General features: G+C 71.3%; 20 protein-coding genes. 9 read left to right on the top strand and 11 right to left on the bottom strand.

Annotation, left to right across the window (positions count from 1 at the left end; genetic code table 11):
* Positions 1–248: 248 nt before the first annotated feature.
* From AB0M83_RS20690 to AB0M83_RS20675, 4 genes are all read left to right on the top strand, one after another.
* On the top strand, positions 249–758 hold the full coding sequence (locus tag AB0M83_RS20690) for a hypothetical protein (RefSeq protein WP_364519261.1): 510 nt from the start codon (positions 249–251) through the stop codon (positions 756–758).
* Positions 759–772: 14 nt separating this feature from the next.
* The gene (locus AB0M83_RS20685; protein WP_364519259.1) at positions 773–1,210 is read left to right on the top strand and encodes an SRPBCC family protein; all 438 of its coding nucleotides are present in this window, start codon (positions 773–775) and stop codon (positions 1,208–1,210) included.
* A 66-nt stretch (positions 1,211–1,276) separates the two neighbouring features.
* Positions 1,277–2,680 (top strand): MFS transporter, encoded by a 1,404-nt coding sequence (locus tag AB0M83_RS20680; RefSeq protein WP_364519257.1) that lies wholly within the window; start codon positions 1,277–1,279, stop codon positions 2,678–2,680.
* Between the two features lie 162 nt (positions 2,681–2,842).
* Entirely contained in the window at positions 2,843–3,520 is a 678-nt protein-coding gene (locus AB0M83_RS20675; RefSeq protein ID WP_364519255.1) for a hypothetical protein, read from the top strand.
* A gap of 57 nt (positions 3,521–3,577) precedes the next feature.
* Here the strand turns inward: AB0M83_RS20675 and AB0M83_RS20670 are convergent, their stop codons facing one another.
* The 4 genes from AB0M83_RS20670 to AB0M83_RS20655 all read right to left on the bottom strand — a co-directional run bounded on the left by AB0M83_RS20670 (position 3,578) and on the right by AB0M83_RS20655 (position 9,113).
* On the bottom strand, positions 3,578–5,239 hold the full coding sequence (locus AB0M83_RS20670; RefSeq protein ID WP_364519253.1) for a fumarate hydratase: 1,662 nt from the start codon (positions 5,237–5,239) through the stop codon (positions 3,578–3,580).
* Between the two features lie 631 nt (positions 5,240–5,870).
* Positions 5,871–6,899 (bottom strand): sigma-70 family RNA polymerase sigma factor, encoded by a 1,029-nt coding sequence (locus AB0M83_RS20665; protein WP_364519251.1) that lies wholly within the window; start codon positions 6,897–6,899, stop codon positions 5,871–5,873.
* 289 nt (positions 6,900–7,188) lie between these two features.
* The gene (gene dtd / locus AB0M83_RS20660; protein WP_364519249.1) at positions 7,189–7,614 is read right to left on the bottom strand and encodes a D-aminoacyl-tRNA deacylase; all 426 of its coding nucleotides are present in this window, start codon (positions 7,612–7,614) and stop codon (positions 7,189–7,191) included.
* Positions 7,611–9,113, bottom strand: a complete 1,503-nt coding sequence (locus tag AB0M83_RS20655; RefSeq protein ID WP_364519247.1) for a methyltransferase — start codon at positions 9,111–9,113, stop codon at positions 7,611–7,613. The genes dtd and AB0M83_RS20655 overlap by 4 nt, the downstream gene beginning before the upstream one ends.
* A 28-nt stretch (positions 9,114–9,141) precedes the next feature.
* Here AB0M83_RS20655 and AB0M83_RS20650 point away from each other — a divergent pair, with 28 nt between their 5' ends.
* Positions 9,142–10,407: an amidohydrolase gene (locus AB0M83_RS20650; RefSeq protein WP_364519245.1), complete on the top strand. Its 1,266-nt coding sequence runs from the start codon at positions 9,142–9,144 to the stop codon at positions 10,405–10,407.
* A 17-nt stretch (positions 10,408–10,424) separates the two neighbouring features.
* Entirely contained in the window at positions 10,425–10,760 is a 336-nt protein-coding gene (locus AB0M83_RS20645; protein WP_364519243.1) for a DUF3099 domain-containing protein, read from the top strand.
* Positions 10,761–10,836: 76 nt separating this feature from the next.
* On the opposite strand, the gene AB0M83_RS20640 is transcribed toward AB0M83_RS20645, so the two are convergent.
* From AB0M83_RS20640 to AB0M83_RS20620, 5 genes are read right to left on the bottom strand one after another with little or no spacing between them, the layout of a single operon-like run.
* Positions 10,837–11,709, bottom strand: a complete 873-nt coding sequence (locus tag AB0M83_RS20640; RefSeq protein ID WP_364519241.1) for a carbohydrate kinase family protein — start codon at positions 11,707–11,709, stop codon at positions 10,837–10,839.
* Complete coding sequence (locus AB0M83_RS20635) at positions 11,706–12,611, bottom strand: pseudouridine-5'-phosphate glycosidase (protein WP_364519239.1); 906 nt, start codon at positions 12,609–12,611, stop codon at positions 11,706–11,708. Before AB0M83_RS20635 ends, AB0M83_RS20640 begins: the two co-directional genes overlap by 4 nt.
* Before the next feature lie 9 nt (positions 12,612–12,620).
* Entirely contained in the window at positions 12,621–13,241 is a 621-nt protein-coding gene (locus AB0M83_RS20630) for a hypothetical protein (protein WP_364519238.1), read from the bottom strand.
* The gene (locus tag AB0M83_RS20625) at positions 13,238–13,729 is read right to left on the bottom strand and encodes a PPOX class F420-dependent oxidoreductase (RefSeq protein WP_364519236.1); all 492 of its coding nucleotides are present in this window, start codon (positions 13,727–13,729) and stop codon (positions 13,238–13,240) included. Before AB0M83_RS20625 ends, AB0M83_RS20630 begins: the two co-directional genes overlap by 4 nt.
* On the bottom strand, positions 13,729–14,517 hold the full coding sequence (locus tag AB0M83_RS20620; protein ID WP_364519234.1) for a sporulation protein: 789 nt from the start codon (positions 14,515–14,517) through the stop codon (positions 13,729–13,731). Before AB0M83_RS20620 ends, AB0M83_RS20625 begins: the two co-directional genes overlap by 1 nt.
* A 67-nt stretch (positions 14,518–14,584) precedes the next feature.
* On the opposite strand from AB0M83_RS20620, the gene AB0M83_RS20615 reads away from it, so the two are divergent.
* Both AB0M83_RS20615 and AB0M83_RS20610 read left to right on the top strand, forming a co-directional pair.
* Entirely contained in the window at positions 14,585–14,827 is a 243-nt protein-coding gene (locus AB0M83_RS20615; protein WP_364519232.1) for a DUF3039 domain-containing protein, read from the top strand.
* Positions 14,828–14,991: 164 nt separating this feature from the next.
* Positions 14,992–15,828: a hypothetical protein gene (locus AB0M83_RS20610; protein ID WP_364519230.1), complete on the top strand. Its 837-nt coding sequence runs from the start codon at positions 14,992–14,994 to the stop codon at positions 15,826–15,828.
* Positions 15,829–15,880: 52 nt separating this feature from the next.
* On the opposite strand, the gene AB0M83_RS20605 is transcribed toward AB0M83_RS20610, so the two are convergent.
* Together AB0M83_RS20605 and AB0M83_RS20600 are read right to left on the bottom strand one after the other, a co-directional pair.
* Complete coding sequence (locus AB0M83_RS20605) at positions 15,881–19,033, bottom strand: efflux RND transporter permease subunit (protein WP_364519228.1); 3,153 nt, start codon at positions 19,031–19,033, stop codon at positions 15,881–15,883.
* A gap of 89 nt (positions 19,034–19,122) precedes the next feature.
* Positions 19,123–20,286, bottom strand: a complete 1,164-nt coding sequence (locus AB0M83_RS20600) for a YihY/virulence factor BrkB family protein (RefSeq protein WP_364519226.1) — start codon at positions 20,284–20,286, stop codon at positions 19,123–19,125.
* Positions 20,287–20,510: 224 nt separating this feature from the next.
* Here AB0M83_RS20600 and AB0M83_RS20595 point away from each other — a divergent pair, with 224 nt between their 5' ends.
* Entirely contained in the window at positions 20,511–22,247 is a 1,737-nt protein-coding gene (locus tag AB0M83_RS20595; RefSeq protein ID WP_364519224.1) for a DEAD/DEAH box helicase, read from the top strand.
* The last annotated feature ends 467 nt before the right edge of the window (positions 22,248–22,714 follow it).

The raw sequence follows: 22,714 nt of genomic DNA, 5'->3' as shown, positions 1-22,714 counted from the left end.
CCACAAATCCCAACTCGTTGCCAAACCCCAACAATCGGGTGGGCACCGCTACCCGCAGGGCGCGCCCCCCAACCCCCCCCCGGCGACCGGCCCCCCGACTCTCCAGGTACGTGAGCCGACTCTCCAGGTACGTGAGCCGACTCTCCAGGTACGCGGCCGGCCGCGAACCCGCCACCACCAGCCCCGGTTCCCAGACCGGATCGATCTTCCGTGCAACCCCTCGCCGCCCCCGTTCCGTCTTCGAGGGCATGAGGTACTTAGCGAAGGTGGCCGGGACAGGCGCGATCCTGCTGATGGCGACAGCCTGCGCCGGCCAGAACGTGCCCATCAGCCAACCGGCCGCCGGAGGGACCTCCGCGGCCCCCACCGGGAGCGTGTCGACGTCGCCGAGTGAGTCGGTGCTGCCCGCGCCGCCGTCGGCCGATCCGCCGGGCAAACCCCGGCTGACCGTGCCCGAAGGCAGCGTTCCGGTGCCGCCGGACAAGGTGGACGCCGCCGCGCTGCCCGCCGACTACCCGCACGAGGTGTGGACGGCGAACGGCGGCACCATCCTCAACATCCGCGCCCAGGAAGGCGGCTGCGGTCACGCCCTCGGTGAAGCCACCGAGCAGGCGGGTGACCACGTCGTGGTCAACCTGAGCGAGACCAAGGCCCAGACCGGCCAGATGTGCACCATGGACATCCGGTACCCGGTCATCTCGGTCGCCCTGGCCGCGCCGCTGGACCAGCGCACCGTCGTGTTGAAGACGACCAAATGATCTAGGGTCGGGTGATGGGAAGCCGCCAGGTCTCACGCACCGCGATCGTCGCCACGACCCCGGAGAAGATCTTCGGGCTCCTGGCCGATCCGGCCCAGCACCCGCTCATCGACGGATCCGGCACGGTCCGGGCCGCCCAGTCCGGCGGCCCGGACCGGCTCACGCTCGGCGCCCGGTTCGGCATGGACATGAAGATGGGCGCGTCGTACAAGATCCTCAACACCGTGGTCGAGTTCGAAGAGGGCCGGCTGATCGCCTGGCGCCACTTCAACGGGCACCGCTGGCGCTGGCGCCTCGAACCCCTCGACGGCGGCCGCACCGAGGTCACCGAGACGTTCGACTGGTCGACGGCGAAGTTCCCGCTCGCCATCAGCCTCAGCCCGTTCCCGCGCAAGAACGCCGAGGGCATCGAGAAGACCCTGGCGCGGCTCGGGGAGCTGTTCCCGGCCTGACGAGGACCCCGCCCCAATTAGTTGTACAGTGCTTAATATTGTCCGTGCAACTAGTTTGGGAGTGCGGTGCCGCAGCCGGTGCGACGGCGGGTGGTCCTGGCCATCTGCTGCCTGAGCCTGTTCATCGTCGGGCTCGACAACACGATCGTGAACCTCGCGCTGCCGTCGATCCGCCGTGAGTTCGGCGCGTCGGTCTCGAGTCTGCAGTGGACGATCGACGCGTACACACTCGTGCTGGCGAGCCTGCTCATGCTGTCCGGCTCGACCGCGGACCGCATCGGCCGCCGCCGGACGTTCCAGACCGGGCTCGCGCTGTTCAGCCTCGGCTCGCTGCTGTGCGGGCTCGCGCCGAACATCGGTTCGCTGGTCGCCTTCCGCGCGCTGCAGGCGATCGGCGGGTCGATGCTCAACCCGGTCGCGCTGTCCATCGTCGCCAACGTCTTCACCGATCCCCGCGACCGCGCCCGCGCGATCGGCGTCTGGGCGGGGGTGAACGGGCTGAGCCTGGCGGTGGGGCCGGTGCTCGGCGGCGTGCTCGTCGCCTGGGCGGGGTGGCGCTCGATCTTCTGGATCAACGTCCCGGTCGGCGTGGCCGCGATCGTGCTGACGGCGCTGTTCGTGCCGGAGTCCCGCGCTCCGCGCCCGCGCCGCCTCGACCCGGTGGGGCAGCTGCTGGTGATCGTCCTGCTGGCCTCGCTGACGTACGGGATCATCGAAGGCCGCGGTGCGGGCGCGCCGGTGGTGGCGGGCTGCTTCGTGGTCGCCGCCGCGGCGCTGGCCGTGCTGCTGCCGTACGAACGCCGGCGCCGGGATCCGTTGCTGGAACTCAGGTTCTTCCGCAGCGTGCCGTTCTCGGGTGCGACGCTCACCGCGGTCGCCGGGTTCGCGGCGTTGTCGGGCTTCCTGTTCCTCACCACCCTCTACCTCCAGGAGACGCGCGGCTTTTCGGTGCTGCACGCGGGATTGCTGACCCTGCCGATGGCCGTGCTGACCGCGATCGGCGCGCCGCTGTCGGGGCGGATGACCGGCACCCGGGGCCCGCGGCTGCCGCTTCTCGTGGCCGGCGCCGGGATCGCCGCGTCCGGCGCCGTGCTGGCGGGGATCGGCCCGGAGACGCCGATTTCGCTGCTGGTGGTGGGTTACGTGTGCTTCGGCATCGGGTACGGCCTGCTCAACGCGCCGATCACGAACGCGGCGGTGTCCGGGATGCCGCGCGAGCAGGCCGGGCTCGCGGCGGCCGTGGCGTCGACGAGCCGCCAGGTGGGGACGTCGCTGGGGGTGGCGGTGGTCGGCGCGGTCGTGGCGGGGAGCGCGGGAACACCGCCGGGAACCGGCCGGGCGGTGTGGCTGATCGTCGCGGGCTGCGGTGCGCTGGTGTTCGTGCTGGGCCTGGTGACGACGGGCCGCTGGGCGCGCGCGACCGCGGCGCGCGTGAGTGGTCCGGACCACGACGACGCTCCGGTGGCCTGACCTCCGCGCGATTCCCCTGCTGAGTGCCACCTCCGTGGCGAGTGGTTCGGACCAGTGCGTTTCCTCCGTGGTCGAAGCCGTCGAAAATTCGTCCGGATCCCGGTGAACCGCCGCCGTGACCGAGCCGTGTCCACGAGTGAGGTGATCAGAAAGGAGGGGCCCATGCCCCGGTTGAGCAGTGGCCGGCACCGCAAGCAGGCGACCGTCGGTCTGGCCGCGTTGCTGGGTGTTTCCGGCATCACCGCGGCCGCCATCGCGCTGAGCAGTCCCGCGGGCAACGCGGCCGAAGCGCCCAAAGAGAACTGCGGCGGGCTCGACACCGCCCTGCAGAACAACCTGACGTTCATCGCGGGCCAGCAGGCGAACCCGGACGCGCAGTCGTCCGCGCGGATCGCCAACCGGCAGGCGGTGGTCGACCTGATCCAGCAGCGGCGGCAGGTCGCCGGCTGCACGGCGAACGTCGTCGCGGCCAACGGCCAGGCCGCGCAGGCGCCGGCGCAGCAGGCCCCGGCCCAGCAGGCGCCGGCCCAGCAGAACCAGAACGGCGCCGCGGCCGGTGACCAGGCCAACGCGGGTGACACGGGCGCGACCGGCGAAGTCGTGTGCGCCGGCTCCACCGTGACGCTCTCGGGCGAAGCGGGCGCGCCGGCCGCGTCGAGCAACCAGTTCCCGGCGGGGACGAAGCTGAAGGTGACCAACCTGGACAACTCGAAGTCCACGACGGTCGAGGTGACCTCGGTGTCGGGCAGCTGCACGCTGCTCAACAACGCGGCCTTCGAACAGGTTCGGGAACCCGGAAAGTTCCTCATCCGGCGCGCACGGATCGAGCGCGTCGGCTGAGGGAGCAGGGAAGAAAGGGGGCACCGGCGGCGGGCCGGTGTCCCCTTCCCTTGCGTCCTAACGGAAGCTGATCTGCAGCACCGGGTCGCCGGTGCTGGCGAAGAAGTCGTTGCCCTTGTCGTCGATGACGATGAACGCCGGGAAGTCCTCGACCTCGATCTTCCAGACGGCTTCCATGCCGAGCTCGGCGTACTCGAGGACGTCGACCTTCTTGATGCAGTCCTGCGCGAGCCGCGCGGCCGGGCCGCCGATCGAACCGAGGTAGAACCCGCCGTGCGACTGGCACGCGCTGGTGACCTGCTTCGAGCGGTTTCCCTTGGCCAGCATGACGAGTGAGCCGCCGGCGGCCTGGAACTGCTCGACGTAGGAGTCCATCCGCCCGGCCGTGGTCGGCCCGAACGACCCGGACGCGTAGCCCTCCGGGGTCTTCGCGGGGCCGGCGTAGTAGACCGGGTGGTTCTTCAGGTAGTCCGGCATCTCTTCGCCGGCGTCGAGACGCTCCGCGATCTTGGCGTGCGCGATGTCGCGGGCGACGACCAGCGGCCCGGTGAGCGAAAGCCGCGTCTTGACCGGCAGCTGCGAGAGCTGGGCGCGGATCTCGGCCATCGGCCGGTTGAGGTCGACGCTCACGACGTCGTCGGAGAGGTCCTCTTCGGTGACGTCGGGCAGGAAGCGGGCCGGATCGCGCTCGAGCTGCTCGATGAACACGCCGTCCGCGGTGATCTTCGCCTTGGCCTGGCGGTCGGCGGAGCAGCTCACGGCGACGCCGACCGGGCAGCTCGCGCCGTGGCGGGGAAGCCGGATGACGCGGACGTCGTGGCAGAAGTACTTGCCGCCGAACTGCGCGCCGATGCCGAACTGCCGGGTCATCTCGAGGACCTGCTGCTCGAGGTCCCGGTCGCGGAAGGCGTGGCCCAGCTCGGAACCCTCCGTCGGCAGGTTGTCGAGGTAGCGCGCCGAAGCGAGTTTTGCGACCTTCAAGTTGAACTCGGCCGACATGCCGCCGACGACGATCGCGAGGTGGTACGGCGGGCAGGCCGCGGTGCCGAGGCTGCGCAGCTTCTCGTCGAGGAAGCGCGCAAGGCGCTTCGGGTTCAGGACGGCTTTCGTTTCCTGGTACAGGAACGTCTTGTTGGCGCTGCCGCCGCCCTTGGCCATGAAGAGGAACTCGTAGGCCGGGTCGTCCTGGCCATCCTTGTGGTAGAGCTCGATCTGGGCGGGCAGGTTGGTCCCGGTGTTGCGCTCGTCCCAGAAGTTCACCGGCGCCATCTGCGAGTACCGCAGGTTCAGCTGCTGGTAGGCGTCGAAGATGCCCTGCGAGAGCGCGCGCTCGTCGTCACCGCCGGTGAGGACGCCCTCGCCGCGCTTGCCGATGACGATCGCGGTGCCGGTGTCCTGGCACATGGGGAGGACGCCACCGGCGGAGATGGCGGCGTTGCGCAGCAGGTCCATGGCGACGAAGCGGTCGTTGCCGCTGGCTTCGGGGTCGTCCACGATGGCGCGCAGCTGCTCGAGGTGTGACGTGCGCAACAGGTGCTGGATGTCGGTGATGGCGGTGCGCGCGAGGGTGGTCAGCGCGGCGGGGTCGACCTGCAGGAACTTCCGCCCGGCGGCTTCGACGGTCTCGACGCCCTCGCCGGTGACCAGCCGGTACTCGGTGGTGGTGTCCTTGCCGAGGGGGAGGACTTCGGTGTGCTGAAACGTGGTGGTGGACGGCACTGCCAGGCTCCTTTGCCAGCTCCGGGATCGGTCCACCCTACGCACGCTGTTCGGGCACCGGGCATATGCACCCGGTCACTGTGGGGCACCCCACGCAGTTCTGCGTTCGGCCGCGGGCTTGGTATCCCCCCACAACCCCGAAGCCTGATTGGGACTACGGCCGGCAGTACCGCGTCAAGGCGGGAAAGCGTGCCTTGACCCGGCACTGCCGGCCGTGTTCTGGCTTCGGATCGGGGTTGCGGGGGAGGTCTGGCTCGGTGGGGGTGCGGGGAGGTCTGGCTGGGTGGGGTGCGGGTTGTGTCGCCGGCGTGCGTTCCGGCGAGCTGGTCGGGAGGCCGGGTCCACCCCGACGGACCCGACCTCCCGGGGAGAGCGCCCGGATGCGTGCACACCCGGCCGCGAGGTCTGTGCCGGCGCCGTAAAAGCCGCTAGACGAATGTGGCGTGACGCACGTCATAAGTCAATCCGGCCGAACGGGTGTCGGCGAAGGGTTGCTACCCAGGCATGTTGGCGCCGAAACCCCTGTTTTGTGGAAAATTTTCCACCTCGGCCCGGCACGAAGCGGATGTGCTGGTCGTGGGTATGCGAAAGGGGCGGGTGCCCGATGGCACCCGCCCCTCCCGGAATCAGATCAGCTGGCGTAGGCGCGGAGCCGGTCCGCGCGCTCACCCTGGCGGAGCTTCGACATGACCTCGCGCTCGATCTGGCGGACGCGCTCGCGGGACAGCCCGAAGTGCTTGCCGATCTGGTCGAGCGTGCGGGGCTGGCCGTCGTCCAGGCCGTAGCGCAGCCGGATGACCTGCTGCTCGCGGTCGTCCAGCGTCGAGAGGACCCGGCGCAGGTCGTCCTGCAGCAGGCTCGAGATCACGGCGCTCTCGGCGTCCGTCGCCTCGGAGTCCTCGATGAAGTCGCCCAGCGGGGCGTCCTCCTCGGTGCCGACCGGCATGTCCAGGCTTACCGGGTCACGCGAGTGGTCGAGCAGGTCCGAGATCTTGTGCGCCGGGATGCCCGACTCGGCCGCCAGCTCCTCGTGCGTCGCGTCGCGCCCGAGCTGCTGGTGCAGGTCGCGCTTGATGCGGGCCAGCTTGTTCACCTGTTCCACCAGGTGGACCGGGAGCCGGATAGTGCGCCCCTGGTCGGCCATCCCCCTGGTGATGGCCTGGCGGATCCACCAGGTGGCGTAGGTCGAGAACTTGAACCCCTTGGAGTAGTCGAACTTCTCCACCGCGCGGATCAGACCCAGGTTCCCCTCCTGGATCAGGTCGAGCAGCGGCATCCCCCGGCCGGTGTAGCGCTTGGCGAGCGAGACCACCAGGCGGAGGTTGGCCTCCAGCAGGTGGTTCTTCGCCACGTGGCCGTCACGGACCAGGGCGGACAGCTCCTTGCGGCGCTTCGGGGTGAGGTTCTCCCCGGTGTCCAGCATGTGCTGGGCGAAGACGCCGGCTTCGATGCGCTTGGCGAGCTCGACCTCGTCGGCCGCGGACAGCAGCGCCGTCTTGCCGATGCCGTTGAGGTAGACGCGTACGAGGTCGGCGGCGGGGCTCGGGGCGTCGAGGTCGCCGTCGGTGAGCGCCCCCACGCTCACCGGCTCCTCGGACACCTGAGCCGGGATGCGCTCGCGAATCCCGCGCGACTCGCGTTCGAGAGTCTGGACTGACATTCTGCCTCCCCGGTCACGGGCTGAACGTGTTGCTGCGGTCGTCCCACCGGGTGCGTACCCGCGGACCGGGGCCTGTGGAACCCGGTACGCCGGTCCGGCCGGCTTGGCTGGACATCTGGCACAACGCTCCGGGTTTCCAAAACGTTCCCGGCTCGCCTGAAAAGGAGACGGCTGCCGGCGCGCTCCGGTTGCTCCACCATTGCTGAGCTTTTGCTGAGAACGGTCCGTGACCGGACAACCTGAGAATCCGATGTGAATCGTGTCAGGATGTGAACCGCGACAAGGTGGTCTAGACCTCTACGAGAACGGTGAACGGACCGTCGTTGACGCTCGAGACCGCCATCATCGCCCCGAAACGGCCCGTCGCGACGGTGGCGCCGCGGCCGCGCAGCTCGGCCACGACGGCGTCCACCAACGGCTCGGCGACCTCCGGCCGCGCGGCCTGCGTCCACGACGGCCGGCGTCCTTTCTTCGTCTCGCCGTAGAGCGTGAACTGGCTCACCACGAGCAGCGGCGCATTCGCCGTGGCGCATGATTCCTCGTCGCGCAGCACGCGCAGCTCGTGCAATTTGCGGGCCATCACGGCGGCCTTCGCCGCGTCGTCGTCCACGTGGATTCCCAGCAGCACAAGCAAACCCGGTTCGGCGATCGCCCCGACGACCTCGCCGTCGACGGTCACCTCCGCCCGCGTGACGCGGGCCGCGACCGCCCTCACCGGCCCGCCGGGACGAGCATGCCGTGCCGGACGAGCTCCCGGACGACGGGCAGCGCGGCGGCCGCCAGCTCCTCGGACGACAGGCCCTGCGCCGCCGCGAGGAGCTCGATCAGGTCCTCCAAGGGCAACGCGCCGCGGCAGCCGGCCAGCAGCCGGGCGGCCAGCTCGTCGACCTCGTGCTGCCAGCCCGGCCCGTCGGTGCGGTGCAGGCGCCGGACGGTCGTCGCCCAGCCTTCGTCGCCGGGTTCCTCGATGCTTTCCAGCAAAACCGTGTCCGGGACCACAAAACGGACATCGAGCAACGAATCCCCTGACTCCCGAAGCCATTCCACGCGGTCGAGCCAGCCGGCCGCCTCCGGGCCCAGCGGGTCGTCGTAGGCCTGCCGGAGGTCCTCGCACACCACGGTCGGGGTGCGCCCGGCCGCCCGCCGCAGCGTGACGAAGCCGAAGCCGATGCCCTGGACCTCGTTGGCGGCGAACCAGTCGAGCCACGCCGCCGCCTTCGCCCGGCCCTCCGGCGAGCGCGGGTCGAGGCCCGCGTCCCGCAGCCAAGTGCCGACGTAGAGCGCCGGGTCGGCGACGTCGCGCTGGACGAACCACGCGTCGGTCTCGGCGGGCAGCCAGCGGCTCACCCGGTCGGCCCAGTCTTCGCGGGAGGTGTGCAGCCAGGAGGCGAGCAGCTGGCCGACGCCGCCCTCGTTGAGGAAGCCGGGTAGCTGCCGGACGACCAGCGCGCTAGCGTCGTCCCCGGCCAGCCCGGAGTCGCGGTAGGTGTAGTCGACGCGGGCGGGCCCGACCACGAACGGCGGGTTGCAGACGACCTGGTCGAACTTCCGCCGCGCGACCGGCGCGAACCACTCGCCGCGCACGAGCTCGACGTCGAGCTCGTTCAGCCGGAATGTCGCCGCGGCCAGCGCGAGGGCCCGCGCGGAGACGTCGGTGGCGGTCACGCGCTCGGCGTGCCGGGTCGCGTGCAGCGCCTGGACGCCGTTGCCGGTGCCCAGGTCGAGCAGGGAGCCGACGGGACGGCGGCTGGTCGCGCGGATCAGCGACAGCGACGCGTGGCCGACGCCCAGCACGTGGTCCTCGGGCACGGTGGTGCCGAGCACGTCGGCGTCGAGGTCGGAGACGACCCACCAGGAGCCTTCGTCGTCGCCGTGCGGCCGGATGTCGAGGGCGGCGCGGTAGCCGCCGGAAACCGTCGAAAGCACCCCCGCGGCGACGGCGTCTTCCGGCGTCAGGGGCGCGAAGGCGGCCTTGACCGCCGTCTCCGGCTCGGTCCCGCCCAGCAGGAACAGCCGGATCAGCGTGCCCAGGTCGCCCGCGTCCCGGCTCGCGCGTTCGGCGGGCACCGGCTCGCCGCGGCCCAGCGCCGCGTGCGCGGCCCCGCCGAGGGCGGCCACCACGCCGTCGGCGTCGTAGGAGGTGCGCCGGAAGGCTTCGCGCAGCCGCGCGCAGACGTCGTCGGACAGGTCGGGCAGTACGCTTCGCGTGCTCACGGTGGGTAATGCTGCCACGATGGCCCCCGTGACCCTTGAACGCGTCCTCGCCCCGCTCGACGCGGCGCTGCCCGAGCTCGAAGCGCTGTACATCGACCTCCACCGGCACCCCGAGCTGTCCTTCGCCGAGACCCGGACGGCGGCCGAGCTGGCCCGGCGGCTGGAGCGCGACGGCTACGAGGTGCACACCGGCATCGCCGGGACCGGCGTGCTGGGCGTCCTGCGCAACGGCGAGGGCCCGACGGTGCTGCTGCGCGCCGACATCGACGCGCTGCCGGTCGAGGAGAAGACCGGGCTGTCGTACGCGAGCACCGCCCGCGGTACCGACGAGCACGGCAAGGACGTCCCGGTCATGCACGCGTGCGGGCACGACATGCACGCCACCTGGCTGTCCGGCGCCGCGGCGCTGCTCGCGAAGGGCCGTGACACCTGGTCCGGCACGCTGCAGGTGGTCTTCCAGCCGGGGGAGGAGGGCGCGGGCGGGGCGGTCGCGATGATCCGCGACGGGCTGTTCGACCGCGCCGGGACGCCCGACGTCGTCTTCGGCCAGCACGTGGTGCCCGGCCCGGCCGGCTGGGTGCTGACCCGGCCCGGCGTGATCATGGCCGCGACCGACACCCTGCGCATCACCTTGCACGGCCGCGGCGGCCACGGTTCGCGCCCGGAGACGACCGTCGATCCGGCCGTGCTGGCCGCGTCCGTGGTGCTCAAGCTGCAGACGATCGTCTCGCGCGAGATCGCCGCCACCGACTCGGCGGTGGTCACCGTCGGCTCGCTGCACGTCGGCACCGCGAGCAACGTCATCGCCGACGACGCCGTGCTCGAGGTGAACGTCCGGTCGTTCGACCAGGCCGTCCGCGAGCGCGTGCTCGCCGCGGTGGAACGGATCGTCCACGGCGAGGCGGCGACGGCCGGCGCGCCGAAGCCGCCCGAGATCGTCCGGTCCGGCTCCTACCCGATCACGGAGAACGACGAAGCCGCCAACGACGCGCTCACCGAGGTCTTCCGCGGCCACTTCGGCGCCGACGTCGTGATGCCCGCACCGCTGGTCACCGGCAGCGAGGACTTCAGCGAGTTCGGCCGCGCGGCCGGCGTCCCGTCGGTGTTCTGGCTGGTCGGCGGCCTCGACGCGGAGACGGTCATCACGGCGATGACCGAGGGCCGGTTCGAGCGCGACGTCCCGTCCAACCACTCGCCTCGCTTCGCCCCGGTATTGCACCCGACGCTGCGCACGGGCATCGAGACCCTCGCAGCCGCCGCGTTGAGCCGGTTGTCCCACCCAGGTGTCGGATGAGCGGCACAGGTGGGACGATGGATCGTGGAGGTGGTGCAGTGACCACGCCCGCCAAGGACTCGGACCCGGTGCTGATCACCGGGGCGGCCCGGTCGTACGAAGAACAGCTCGCGACGCGCAAGCGCAAGTACGTGATCATGATGGCGTGCCGGATCCCGTGCCTGATCCTCGCGGGGCTGACCTACCACACGTGGTGGCTGGCGCTGGGGTTCCTGGCCATTTCGGTGCCCCTGCCCTGGATCGCGGTGCTGATCGCCAACGACCGCCCGCCCCGCAAGTCCGAGCAGGTCAACCGCTTCCAGAGCGAGCCGGCGGCGATCGAGCACACCACTCACCGGGTGATCGACGGCTGACCGAGCCGCCACTTGTCCGACGAAAGATGCGCTCCGGGTCGCCCCAGGCGCATCTTTCGGCGAGAAAGATGCGGGTTCAGGCCGGCTGAGGTCCGACCTTCCCGACGGCCAGTGCGCCCAGCCGCGTCCCGTGCCGCAACATGTCCACAGTGGACTCGCCGGCCAGCCAGCCGGTGAGCACGCCCGCGTCGAAGGCGTCACCCGCACCGGTCGAGTCGATGCACTCGGCCTCCACCGCCGGCACGCTCGTGACGCCGTCCGCGTCGACCCAGCTCGCGCCGTCCAGGCCGGCGGTCACGACCACCGCGCCGACCGCGTCGAGCAGCTCCTTCGCCGACGCCGGGTCCGCGGAACCGGTCAGTGCGACCAGCTCCTCGGTGTTCGGCATCAGCAGGTCGACGCCGCGCACGTCGTCCAGGAACGCGGCCGGGTCGGTGATGTGCGCGGCCGCCTGCGGGTCGACCGACGTGGTGAGGCCCAGCTCACGGGCGAGCGCCAGCGCGGCGAGCCCCGCGGCGCGCGACGGCGGGTCGAGCAGCACGTACCCGGACAGGTGGAGGTGGCCCGCACCGGCCAGCGCCGCCGGGGTGACGTCCTCCGGGCAGAAGCGCTGGTTCGCGCCGCGGTCGGCGAGCATGCTCCGCTGCCCGGAACCGTCGACCATCACCACGACGCAGCACGTCGGCGCCTCGGCGTCGACGGCGAACGCGCAGCGCACCCCCGCCGCCTCGAGCTCCGCGCGGATCAGCCGGCCGCCCGGGTCGTCGCCGATCCGCGCGAGCAACGTCGTCTCCGCGCCGAGGTGCCGCAGCCACAGCGCCGTGTTGGCGCCCGAACCGCCGCCGGTGAACCGGATCTTCGCGCGGGCGTCGCCGCCGTGCGGCAACGGCTTGTCGTGCCGGGCGATCACGTCCAGGGCCGCGTCGCCGACCACCACGATCCCGGTCATGCGAGCGCCACCGCGACCTCGGTCGCCAGCTTCGCGTTGTTGAGCACCAGTGCTTCGTTCGCGTCGATGCTGACTCCGCCGCTCGCCGTGTGGAAGTGCTCCAGCAGCACCGGCGTGACGTCGGCGCCGTGCACGCCCCGCTCGGCGACCAGCGCGAGGCCCTCGGCGAGCAGCCGGTCGTGCAGCTCTTTGTCCATTTCGGACGCTTCAGGGATCGGGTTCGCCAGCAGGACACCGGAACTCGCGTAGGCGCGGTGCGCGGCGACCACGGCGGCAGCCTGCTTCGGGTCGTCGACCCGCCAGCCGACGGAGTGCCCCGACGAGCGGAGGTAGAACGCCGGGAAGTCGTCGGTGCGGTAACCCAGCACCGGCACGGAGTTCGTCTCCAGCACCTCCAGCGTCGCCGGGATGTCGAGCACCGACTTCACGCCGGAGCAGACGACCACGGTCGGCACCTTCGCCAGCACGCCGAGGTCCGCCGAGACGTCCCAGCTCTGCGCGGCACCGACGTGCACCCCGCCGAGACCGCCGGTGGCGAACATCCCGATCCCGGCCGCGGCGGCCAGCGCCGACGTGCTCGCCACGGTCGTCGCGCCCGAGCGGCCGAGGCCGATGGCCGGGCCGAGATCGCGCAGCGACAGCTTGTCCAGGCCGGCGTCCGGCGCGCAGACGCGCTCGAGCTCGGCGGGGGAGAGGCCGACGACGACCCGGCCGTCCAGCACCGCGATGGTGGCCGGGACGGCGCCGCCGTCGCGCACCACGCGCTCGAGGCGGCGGGCGACGTCGAGGTTGCGGCCCGGCGGGAGGCCGTGGGACAGGATGGTGCTCTCCAGCGCGACGACGGGGTGCCCGTCACGCAGCGCCGAGGCGACCTCTTCGTGCAGGTTGAGTGGGGTGGTCACGAGGAACCATCATCGGTGATCGGTGCGCTTGCCGCGCCAGTGGGTCAGCTCGGCCGTCAGGTTCGCTCGAGCAGTGCTCGCCCAGCGTGTCCGCGCGGCTTCGCTGCGGTAGAGCGTCCGGGTGAGCATGCCTTCGAGGACGGCGATGCGTCCTTCGCGCCAGACGTCGTCGGGGTACTTCGCGTACTCCTCGCGCACGGCTTCGGCGTACGCGGCGTACTTCGCGGGTTCGGCGCCGAGGATGGCCAGATCGGCGTCGAGGAGCGCGGTCGCGAGGCGGTCGTCCGGTGGGGCGTCGTGCTTGATCGTCGCGAGGATCAGGCCTTCGACGCGCTCGACGTGCGGCTCGGCGACGCCCGTGAGTGCTTCGCGAGCCCAGTCCGCGCTCGCGCGTTCGTCCTCGCCGGGCTTCGCGTCGTACACGACGTCGTGCGTCCAAGCCGCGACGGCGACGATCGCGCGCTCGGCACCGCTGAGGCCTTCGGCCAGCCAGGCGGAGTCGCGCGCGACGGCGGCCGCGTGGTCGAGCGTGTGGTAGCGGCGGTGGGGCTCGCCGTAGCGGGCTTCGAGCCGCGGCCAGGCATCGGCCGAGGTGCCACCGAGCGCCGCGATCGCTTCGGACCACTTCACGGGAACGTCCAGCGCGTCGGGGTGCCGCTGAAGTCCTTCTCCCGCAACCCGAACGCCTTCTCCGGCCGCAGCCGCATCGAGGCGTTGGCGGCGGGGTCGAGGAAGTCTTCGCCGTAGGCCGTCGAGTACTTCGCGTTCATCGCGTCCAGGAACTCCCGCAGCGCGGCCGGGTCGGTGACGATCTCGGCGGTGCCTTCGACGACGACGGGCTCGTACGGGTCGTCCGTCGCGATCGACACCGCCGAGCCCGCGGCGACGTTCCGGGCCTTCACCGACCGCAGCGACGAGGAGAACCACAGCACCTCGCCGGTCCACACCGCCCAGACCGGCATCAGGTGCGGGCGCCCCTCCGGGGTGACGGTCGCCAGCCAGAAGTCGTGCGACTCCCGCAGCCGCGCCTCCGCCCACGACCACGGCAGCAGCCCCGCCGGATCGCCCGTGATCCCGTAGCCGGGCATGTGCGGGCGCTCGGCGCGCGGCGTGGCCATCAGTCGAAGATGCCGCGCGGCCGGGCGACCTGGTCGAGCCAGTCTTCGAGCTGCTTCTCCCAGTTCACGTCGGGCTTCATCGTGAACATCCCGAGGAAGTCCTGCCCGCGGCCGCCGAAGCCGCCGGACTTGCTCACCCGGACCCGCTTGGTGACCTCCAGGACGACGTCCGTGCGGCTCGACGACGCCAGGAAGGTGACCGCGAGCTGCGAGAACACGCCGGCGAAGCGCGGCGAAGGCACGAAGCGGATCTCCTGGAAGAAGGGCAGCTGCTGCTGGGCGCCGTTGATCCGGCCCTGCTCGAGGATGGCCTCGCCGAAGGTGAACCCGATCCGGCTCAGCGCGTCGAGGACCCGCTTCTGCGCCGGGAGCGGCTCGATCGCGACGGCGTCGGCGTCGAAGGGGTCGGACACGGCCGCGGCCAGGTCGAGCTCGGCCCGCACGCCGACCGCCGTGCCGGTCAGGGGCTTGGCGTAGACGCTCGTGACCGGCGTCTCCCAGGGCAACGGCACCTCGAACGGCAGCCGGACCTGCTGGCCGGCGCGGATCGTCTCCGCGCCCACCAGGTGCTGGGAGCCGAAGGGGAGGTCCTCGGTCTTGTCCGTGCCGGGGACCTGGACGCGGGCCAGCAGCGTCACCGCGAGGCCCTTGATCTCCTGGTCGACCTCGCCGCCGGCCAGCAGCACCTCGCCGTGCAGGGGCCGGCCGGGAGAGGCGGTCCGGTCGAGCAGGCGGGCGTCGATCTTCGCCCCGCCCGAGCCGAACGTCGCGAGCACCTTCTGGAACATGCCGCAGATCCTGCCAGGCCGAGGGGCTTTCGTACGAGCTTCCGCGGGACTGGGGCACAATGGCCGGGTGAGCACCGAGACGCTGACGAAGCCGGAAACCACGCCCGAGGGCACGGAGACCACCGACGACGACACCCCGAAGATGTTCCACTACGTGAAGAAGAACAAGATCGCCGAAAGCGCGGTCATGGGCAATCACGTGGTGGCGCTCTGCGGCGAGGTCTTCCCGGTGACGAAGTCGCCGAAGCCCGGTTCGCCGGTCTGCCCGGCCTGCAAGGAGATCTTCGAAGGGCTGCGCCCGGGGGAGTGATCCCGGCCTGATCCCCGGCAGGTGCGCCTGCCGGGGCTTCTTGCTGTCCGGAAGCGGACAGATCGCCGTCCCGAATGTGAAAAACCTTCATTCGGCGGGTGTGCGCGGCGCCGGACTCCTGGTAGATCCAGCGGGTCAGGTTCCCTCACCCACCGGAGTCGCACATGCGCAGAACCGGGATCGTCGTCGCCGTAGCCGCCCTGCTCACCGTCTTCGCCCCCGCGCTGGCGCAGGCCGTCACGGGCTGGTCGGAGGTCGGCCGGGACCAAGCCCGCGCCCTCGACGAAAGCCAGGGGCTCGCCACGATCGTCCGCCCGTCGGGCACCACCATCCGCTACACCGGGATCGGCACCATCCCGGCGGACCTGAACTCCCAGGGCTGGAACCACGTCGGCGACCCCGGCTCGGCGCAGGGCTGGTACGTCGAGCCCTACCAGCGTGACGACCGGGGCGCGAAGCTCTTCCGCGTCCAGGCCCCGGACGGCTCGTGGCGGAACTTCAAGCACACCCTCGAGTCGTGGGAAGCGAACAACAACTCGTTCGCCGCGGTGTCGCCGGACGCGCGCTGGCTGGTGGCGGGGGAGTGGGGCACGATGGACCGCCTCCTGGTCCACCCGATGCCCGGTGTGGTGGCGACGGACCCGGCGCAGAACCTGCCTCTCGCGGGCACGATCCGGCTCGACCACCAGGTCCGCGACGTCCAGGGCTGCGACTTCCAGACGGCGACCCGCCTGCTCTGCGCGTCCGACGACCCGGACGGCAGCCTCTTCGGCACGACCAAGCCGCTGCTGCAGGTCGACCTCGCGGGCCCGCTGTCCGGTGCGGACGTGACCGGGCACGTGACGTCGCTGGGTCAACTGCCGCTGCGCAGCGGGTGCAGCGGCAACTTCGAGGTCGAGGGCCTCGACTTCGACGAGCGGGACAACACCCTGCGCGTGATCGTGATGTCGCCGAGCATCTGCATCCTCTTCGACAGCATGACCTACCGCTTCAAGCAGTGAACGCCGAAGGCCCCGCACTTTCACGGGAAAGTGCGGGGCCTTCGGGGGTGTCTCAGGCGGTGGGGGCGGGGTCCAGGGACTCCGACTCCGGGGCCTTCGCCGGGGTCCGCCGGGCCTCACGGCGAGCGCGACGGCGTTCCTTGCGGGTCTCGACCATCGTGTACAGGGTCGGGACCAGCACCAGCGTCAGCAGCGTCGAACTGACCAGGCCGCCGATCACCACGATCGCCAGGGGCTGGCCGATGAAGCCGCCCTGACCCGTGATCCCCAGCGCCATCGGGACCAGCGCGAAGATCGTCGCCGCCGCCGTCATCAGGATCGGGCGCAGCCGGCGCCGGCCGCCCTCGGTGACCGCGTCGGCGACGCTCATCCCTTCGGCGCGGTACTGGTTGATCAGGTCGATCAGCACGATCGCGTTGGTCACCACGATCCCGACCAGCATCAGCATGCCGATCAGCGCCGGCAGGCCGAGCGCGGTGCCGGTGGCCAGCAGCAGCCCGATCGCGCCGGTCGCCGCGAACGGGATCGACACCAGCAGGATCAGCGGCTGGATCAGGCTGCGGAACGTCGCCACCATGATCAGGAACACGATCGCGATCGCGGCCAGCAGCGCCAGGAACAGGTTCGAGAACGCCTCCTGCTGGTCCTGGCTCACGCCGCCGAGCGAGTAGGACGCGCCGCCGGTGAACGTCAGCCCGTCCAGTTCGGACTTGATGTCCGCGGTCGTCTTGCTCAGGTCGTCGCCGGTGTTCTTGGCCGTCACCGTGGTGCTGAGGTCGCCACCGGTGCGGTGCACCGACGCCGGGCCGTCCACAGTGGACACCTTCGCGACCTCGTCGAGCCGGACGACGCCGGCCGGGCCCGGGATGGGCAGGCCCTTCACCTGGTCGACCGTGACCGGCGCGGTGCCGGCGCGCAGCACGACGTCGGTGCGCTGCCCGTCGACGGGCAGCTGCGTCACCGTGCGGCCGGCGATCGCCTGGTTGGCGACCTGGCCGATGGTGCTCGCCGACAGCCCGCGCGCGGCGGCCGCGGCGTCGTCCACCTCGACCTGCACCCGCGGCGAGCCGACGGCCAGGTCGCTGGTCACCTCGGTCAGCCCGGACACCCCGCGCAGCGCCTGCACGACCTGGTCGGACGCGGGCTTCAGCGCGGCCTCCGACGGCGCGGTCACCGTCACCGAGACCTGGTCGGAGTTGAACCCGGACGCGTCCGCGCCGATCTTGATCTCGCCGAGCTCCGGCCGGGAGGTCAGCTTCGACCGCAGCCGGTCGGACAGCGCGTCGAGGTCGGTGTCCTTCGCGACGGTGACGGAGATGCTCGTCGACGTGCCGCCGCCCCCGAAGCCGCCGAAGGCGCCGCCCCCGCCGATGCTGACCTGGTAGGTCCGCACCGCGGGCTCGGCGGCCAGTGCCTGCTCGACCGCCGTCGCCGCCTTCTCCTTCGCCTCGACGCTCGTGCCCGCGGGCAGCTTCTGCGTCATGTTCAGCGTGGTGCCGCCGGACTGGTCGAGGAAGTTCGTGTTCAGCCGCGTCGCGAGCCCGACCGTGCCGGCGAAGATCAACAGCGCCAAGAGCACGACGGTCAGCCGCCGCTTGGTCGCGAACCGGATCACCGGCAGGTAGGCCCGCTGCAGGAAGCCGCGGCGCTCCTTCTCGACGGCCGCTTCGCGGGCCCGCTCGGCCTCGATGGCGTCCGCCGGGATCGCCGGCTGCTTCAGGAACCAGTACGCCAGCACGGGAACCACGGTCAGGGACACCAGCAGCGAAGCCAGCAGCGCCACCGTGACGGTGATCGCGAACGGCGAGAACAGCTCCCCGACGAACCCGCCGACGAATGCGATCGGCAGGAACACCGCGACCGTCGTCAGCGTGGACGACGTCACCGCGCCGGCCACCTCGCGGACGCCGTCGAGCACCGCCCGTTCCTTCTCCTCGCCGTAAGCGAGATGTCGTTTGATGTTCTCCAGCACGACGATGGAGTCGTCGACCACCCGGCCGATCGCGATGGTCAGCGCGCCGAGGGTGAGCAGGTTGAGCGACAGGTCGCCGGTCCACAGCGCGATCAGCGCGACCACCACCGACAGCGGGATCGACACCGCGGTCACCAGCGTCGAGCGCACCGACAGCAGGAACAGCAGGATGACGACGACCGCGAACGCCAGGCCCAGCAGGCCTTCGGTGGTCAGGCCGCTGATCGCGTCCTTCACCGGCGTGCCCTGGTCGAACACGACGCTCATCTCGGCGCCGGTCTTCTTCCCCAGGTCCGGCAGCTTGTCGCGGACCGCGTCGGAGATCGCGACGGCGTTCCCGTTGTCCACCATGGTGATCGACAGGCCGAGGCTCGGCTTGCCGTTGGTGCGCGTGATCGACGTCGGCGGCGCGAAGCCGGTCTGGACGTCGGCGACGTCACCCAGCTTCACCGGCCCCCGCGCCGGCGTGCCCGGCCGGGACGCGGCAGCGGCGCCCGGCGTGAGGTACAGGTTGCGGAGAGTGTCCACAGTGGTCTGCTCACCGCCGACCTGGACGCTCAGCGTCTTGCCGCCTTCGGTCAGCGTGCCGGCCGGCACGGCGGCGCCGGCGGTCTGCAGCGTGGTCGCGATCGACGCGGGGTCGACGCCGGCGGCGGCCAGCTTCGCGTAGTCCAGCGTGATCGTGACGCGCGGCTGCCGCACGCCGGTGACGGTCACCGTGCGGACGCCGTCGATCTTCCGCAGCTCCGGCGCGACCTGGTCGGTCAGCGCGGGCGCGAGCTGCTGCGGGTCCCCGGCCGTGCCCGCGGCGACCAGCACCACCGGCAGGTCGTCGGTGCTGCCGGCGGACACCGACGGTTCGGAGTTCTGCGGCAGCCGGGGCCGGACCTGGTTCACCGCCTGCTGGATCTGCGAGACCGCCGCGTCGAGGTCGGTGCCGAACTCGAACTGCGTGACGACGCGCGAAACCCCGTCCGACGACGTCGAGTTGACCTCTTCGAGGCCCTTCAACCCCTGCAGTGCGCCTTCGAGGGGCTCGGTGACCTGCCGATCGACCGCGTCGGGCGACGCGCCCGGGTACGCGGTGACGATCTGGGCCTGCGGGAACTGCAGCGACGGGAACAGCTGCTGTTTGATCTGCGGCAGCGCGAAAGCACCGAAACCGACGACCACGAGCGCGAGCAGGCCGATCAGGCTTCGGTTGCGCAGGCTCAATCTGGCCAGCACGGACATGACTGTGGGAACCCCCTCGGGAACGACGCGGCGACCGACGCCGGCGTCAGTGACCCGCCGAGCTTGCCATGTCCGACCTGAGGGGCGACTCAGTCCGAGGGTGGATTCCGGGTCCTCCCCCGGGAGGAGACGCGACCCTGAGCAGCGCTGGGTGCCGGGTCCGGTGCGCTGGGTGACGGCTCGTCCTCTTCGGACGGTCCGGCGGCCTCCTCCGGCGCCTCACCACGGGGGGAGGTGTCTTCGGGGCGCGGGCGCCGCAGCGGCGTGGTCGTGCGGTCCCACAGCTTGCGGCCCTCTTCGGTGCGCAGCTGCTCGGAGGCGCGTTCCATCTCCAGCCGCCGCCACTTGCGCCGCTGCCGCCGGGTCGCCTTCGCCGGCCACAGCTCCTGGATCGCGCTGTTGAAGTACGCGCCGCCGACCACGGCCAGCCCGATGAAGAACATCAGCAGCAGGAACGCGATCGGCGCGGCGAGCGCGCCGTAGGTGTAGCCGGTCTTGGTGATCCAGTTCAGGTAGACCCGCAGGCCGACCGAGGAGAGCAGGAACACGACCATCGCGAGCCCCGCGCCGGGCAGCCCGCGGTGCCACGGCAGCTTCCGCGGCAGGGCGAGCTTGTACAGCGTGGTCAGCGCGAGGGTGATCATCGCCCCGAGGGCCGGGAAGTACAGGGCGCTCACCCACGACGTGACTGTCGGGCGCCACTCGGTGGGGAAGAACTCCGGCAGCAGGTCGGGGCCGATCGCCAGCAGCGGCAGCCCGACCACCAGGATCACCAGGCCGCACAGGTACAGCAGCAGCGCGAAGATCCGCTGCCAGACGTCGTTGCGGACGCCGTACTGGTCGTGGGCGACGGTGATCGCGTCCACGAACGACGACATCGCCGACGACCCCGCCCAGAGCGAGATCAGGAAGCCGATCGAGACGATTTCGCCCTTGCCGACGGTGAGGATGCTGTTCACCGTCGGCTCGATGATGTCCTGGACGGCGTTGCTGCTGAAGACCGTCTTGCAGAACCCGATGATCCGGTCGTGCACCTGGGTGACGACGTCCTGGCCGAACCACTCGCCGACGAAGCCGAGACTGCCGAGCAGGCCCAGCAGCAGCGGCGGCAGCGACAGCGTCTGCCAGAAGGCCGCTTCGGCGGCCTCGGAGAAGATGTTGCCTTCCCAGGCCTTGCCGAGCGTGCGCGTGAGGAGGCGCCACGGCCCCTTGCGGGCCACCTTCGTCGCTCCGGACGGCTGCACCTCACCCATGACGTGTCCAGCATGGTCCATCGCTGCTGATTTGGCTCGTCACCCTGCCTGCACCCGGGCGTGTCGGGGGACATCACCCGTGCCGGTGCCGGGAACTGTCGGACCCGGCCGGTAGACTCGCTGGAGTGCCCTCACCGCAGTCGCCGACACCGAAGTCGGTACCACAGTGAGGGTTTTCGCACGTCAAAGCACTTGAACGAGCACTTGAGCGAGGGGGGACCGGCATGACGGAGACGCAGCTCGGGGCGCCTCCCGCGGAGAAGGACTCGACCGCGCGCCCGCTGCGGGCGTGGCAGCGGCGGGCGCTCACCAAGTACCTGACGCGCCGGCCGAAGGACTTCCTCGCGGTGGCGACGCCCGGCGCCGGCAAGACCGTGTTCGGCCTGCGGATCGCCGCCGAACTGCTGAGCGACCGCACGATCGAAGCGGTCACCATCGTCACGCCGACCGAACACCTCAAGCACCAGTGGGCGGCGTCGGCGGCCGCGGCGGGCATCCAGATCGATTCGAACTTCCGCAACACCACCGGCGTCACGTCGTCGGACTACAACGGTGTCGCGCTGACCTACGCGCAGGTCGCGGCGCACCCCACGCTGCACCGGGTGCGCACGGAGAACCGCAAGACGCTGGTCATCCTCGACGAGATCCACCACGGCGGGGACGCGAAGTCCTGGGGCGACGCGATCCGCGAAGCCTTCACCCCGGCCGTCCGGCGGCTGTCGCTGACCGGGACGCCGTTCCGGTCCGACGACTCGGCCATCCCGTTCGTCACCTACGAGCCGGACGCGGGCGGCTTCCAGCGCAGCAAGGCCGACCACTCGTACGGCTACGCGGACGCGCTGGCCGACGGCGTGGTCCGGCCGGTCGTCTTCCTCGCGTACTCGGGGGAGGCCTCCTGGCGCACGAGCGCGGGGGAGGAGTTCACCGCGCGGCTCGGCGAGCCGCTGACCGCGGAGCAGAACGCCCGGGCGTGGCGCACGGCGCTCGACCCGGCCGGCGAGTGGATCCCGGCGGTCCTGCACGCCGCGGACACCCGGCTGTCGCAGGTGCGCCAGAGCGTGCCGGACGCGGGTGGCCTGGTGATCGCCACCGACCAGGAGTCGGCGCGGGCGTACGCGAAGATCCTCGAGCGCATCTCGGGGGAGATGCCGACGCTGGTGCTCTCGGACGACCCGAAGGCCTCGGGGCGGATCAAGGAGTTCTCCGAGACGAACGAGCGCTGGATCGTGGCGGTCCGGATGGTCTCCGAAGGCGTCGACGTCCCGCGGCTGGCCGTGGGCGTGTACGCGACGAGCGCGTCGACCCCGCTGTTCTTCGCCCAGGCGATCGGCCGGTACGTGCGCGCCCGGAAGAAGGGCGAGACGGCGAGCGTGTTCCTGCCGTCGGTGCCGGTGCTGCTGGAGCTGGCCAGCGAGCTGGAGGCGCAGCGCGACCACGTGCTCGGCAAGCCGCACCGGGAGAAGGAAGGCTGGGAGGACGAGCTCCTCGCCCAGGCCAACCGCACCGAGGACGAGCCGGGCGAAGAGGAGAAGGCGTTCACCTCGCTGGGCGCCTCGGCCGAGCTCGACCAGGTCATCTACGACGGCAACTCGTTCGGCACGGCGGTGTTCTCGGGCTCGGACGAGGAGCAGGAGTACCTGGGCCTGCCGGGGCTGCTGGAGCCCGACCAGGTCCGTGCGCTGCTGCGGAAGCGGCAGGAAGAGCAGATCGCGGACGAGAAGCGCCGCAAGCCCGCGAAGGAGGAGCCGGCGGCCCCGCAGGCTCGTCCGCAGTCGGTGAGCGAGCGGCTCGCCGCGCTGCGCAAGGAGCTGAACGCGCTGGTGGGGATGTACCACCACCGCACGAAGAAGCCCCACGGCGCGATCCACAACGAGCTGCGGCGGGTGTGCGGCGGCCCGGTCACCGCCATGGCGACCGTGGAGCAGCTCGAAGAACGGATCGTCACGCTGCGGACCTGGTGACGCCCTGGCCCGGCGCACCTCCCGTCGGAGTGCGCCCCAAGGTGGCCTTCGGTGCGTCTGACGCACCCAAGGGGCCCTTCGGTGCGTCTGACGCACCCAATGTGGCCTTGGGGCGCTCGCGACCGGAGCCTCACCGGAGCGTGCGGATGCCCTCAGTCCCGGCGCCCGCTGTCGCCCAGGAGGCTGAACTCGGCGGTCACCGTCCGTTCCGCCGGGGCCCAGCCGGACCTTCCACACTTTCGTGACGTTGCGTGCCCGATCGGTCGTGCCCCGGCTGCCCGAGCGTCCCTCGGCCGGTGGCCCTGAAGGCACATCCGGGTCCGAAGTTCGCAAGTCGGCGACCACTCCCGCGTGTTTGCCGTGGGTTCACCACCACTTCGCGGCGGATCGCGCTCGGTGTACACCGTCGGAGTATCTTCACCTCGGCACGAAACCTGGATGTAACACACGGTGAGTGCTGGCGATCA

Origin of the sequence: Amycolatopsis sp. NPDC051106 (genome assembly GCF_040682775.1) — a bacterium.
Lineage (GTDB): Bacteria > Actinomycetota > Actinomycetes > Mycobacteriales > Pseudonocardiaceae > Amycolatopsis.
Note: the sequence above shows the minus strand (reverse complement) of the source record. Positions and strands in the feature narration are given on the sequence as shown.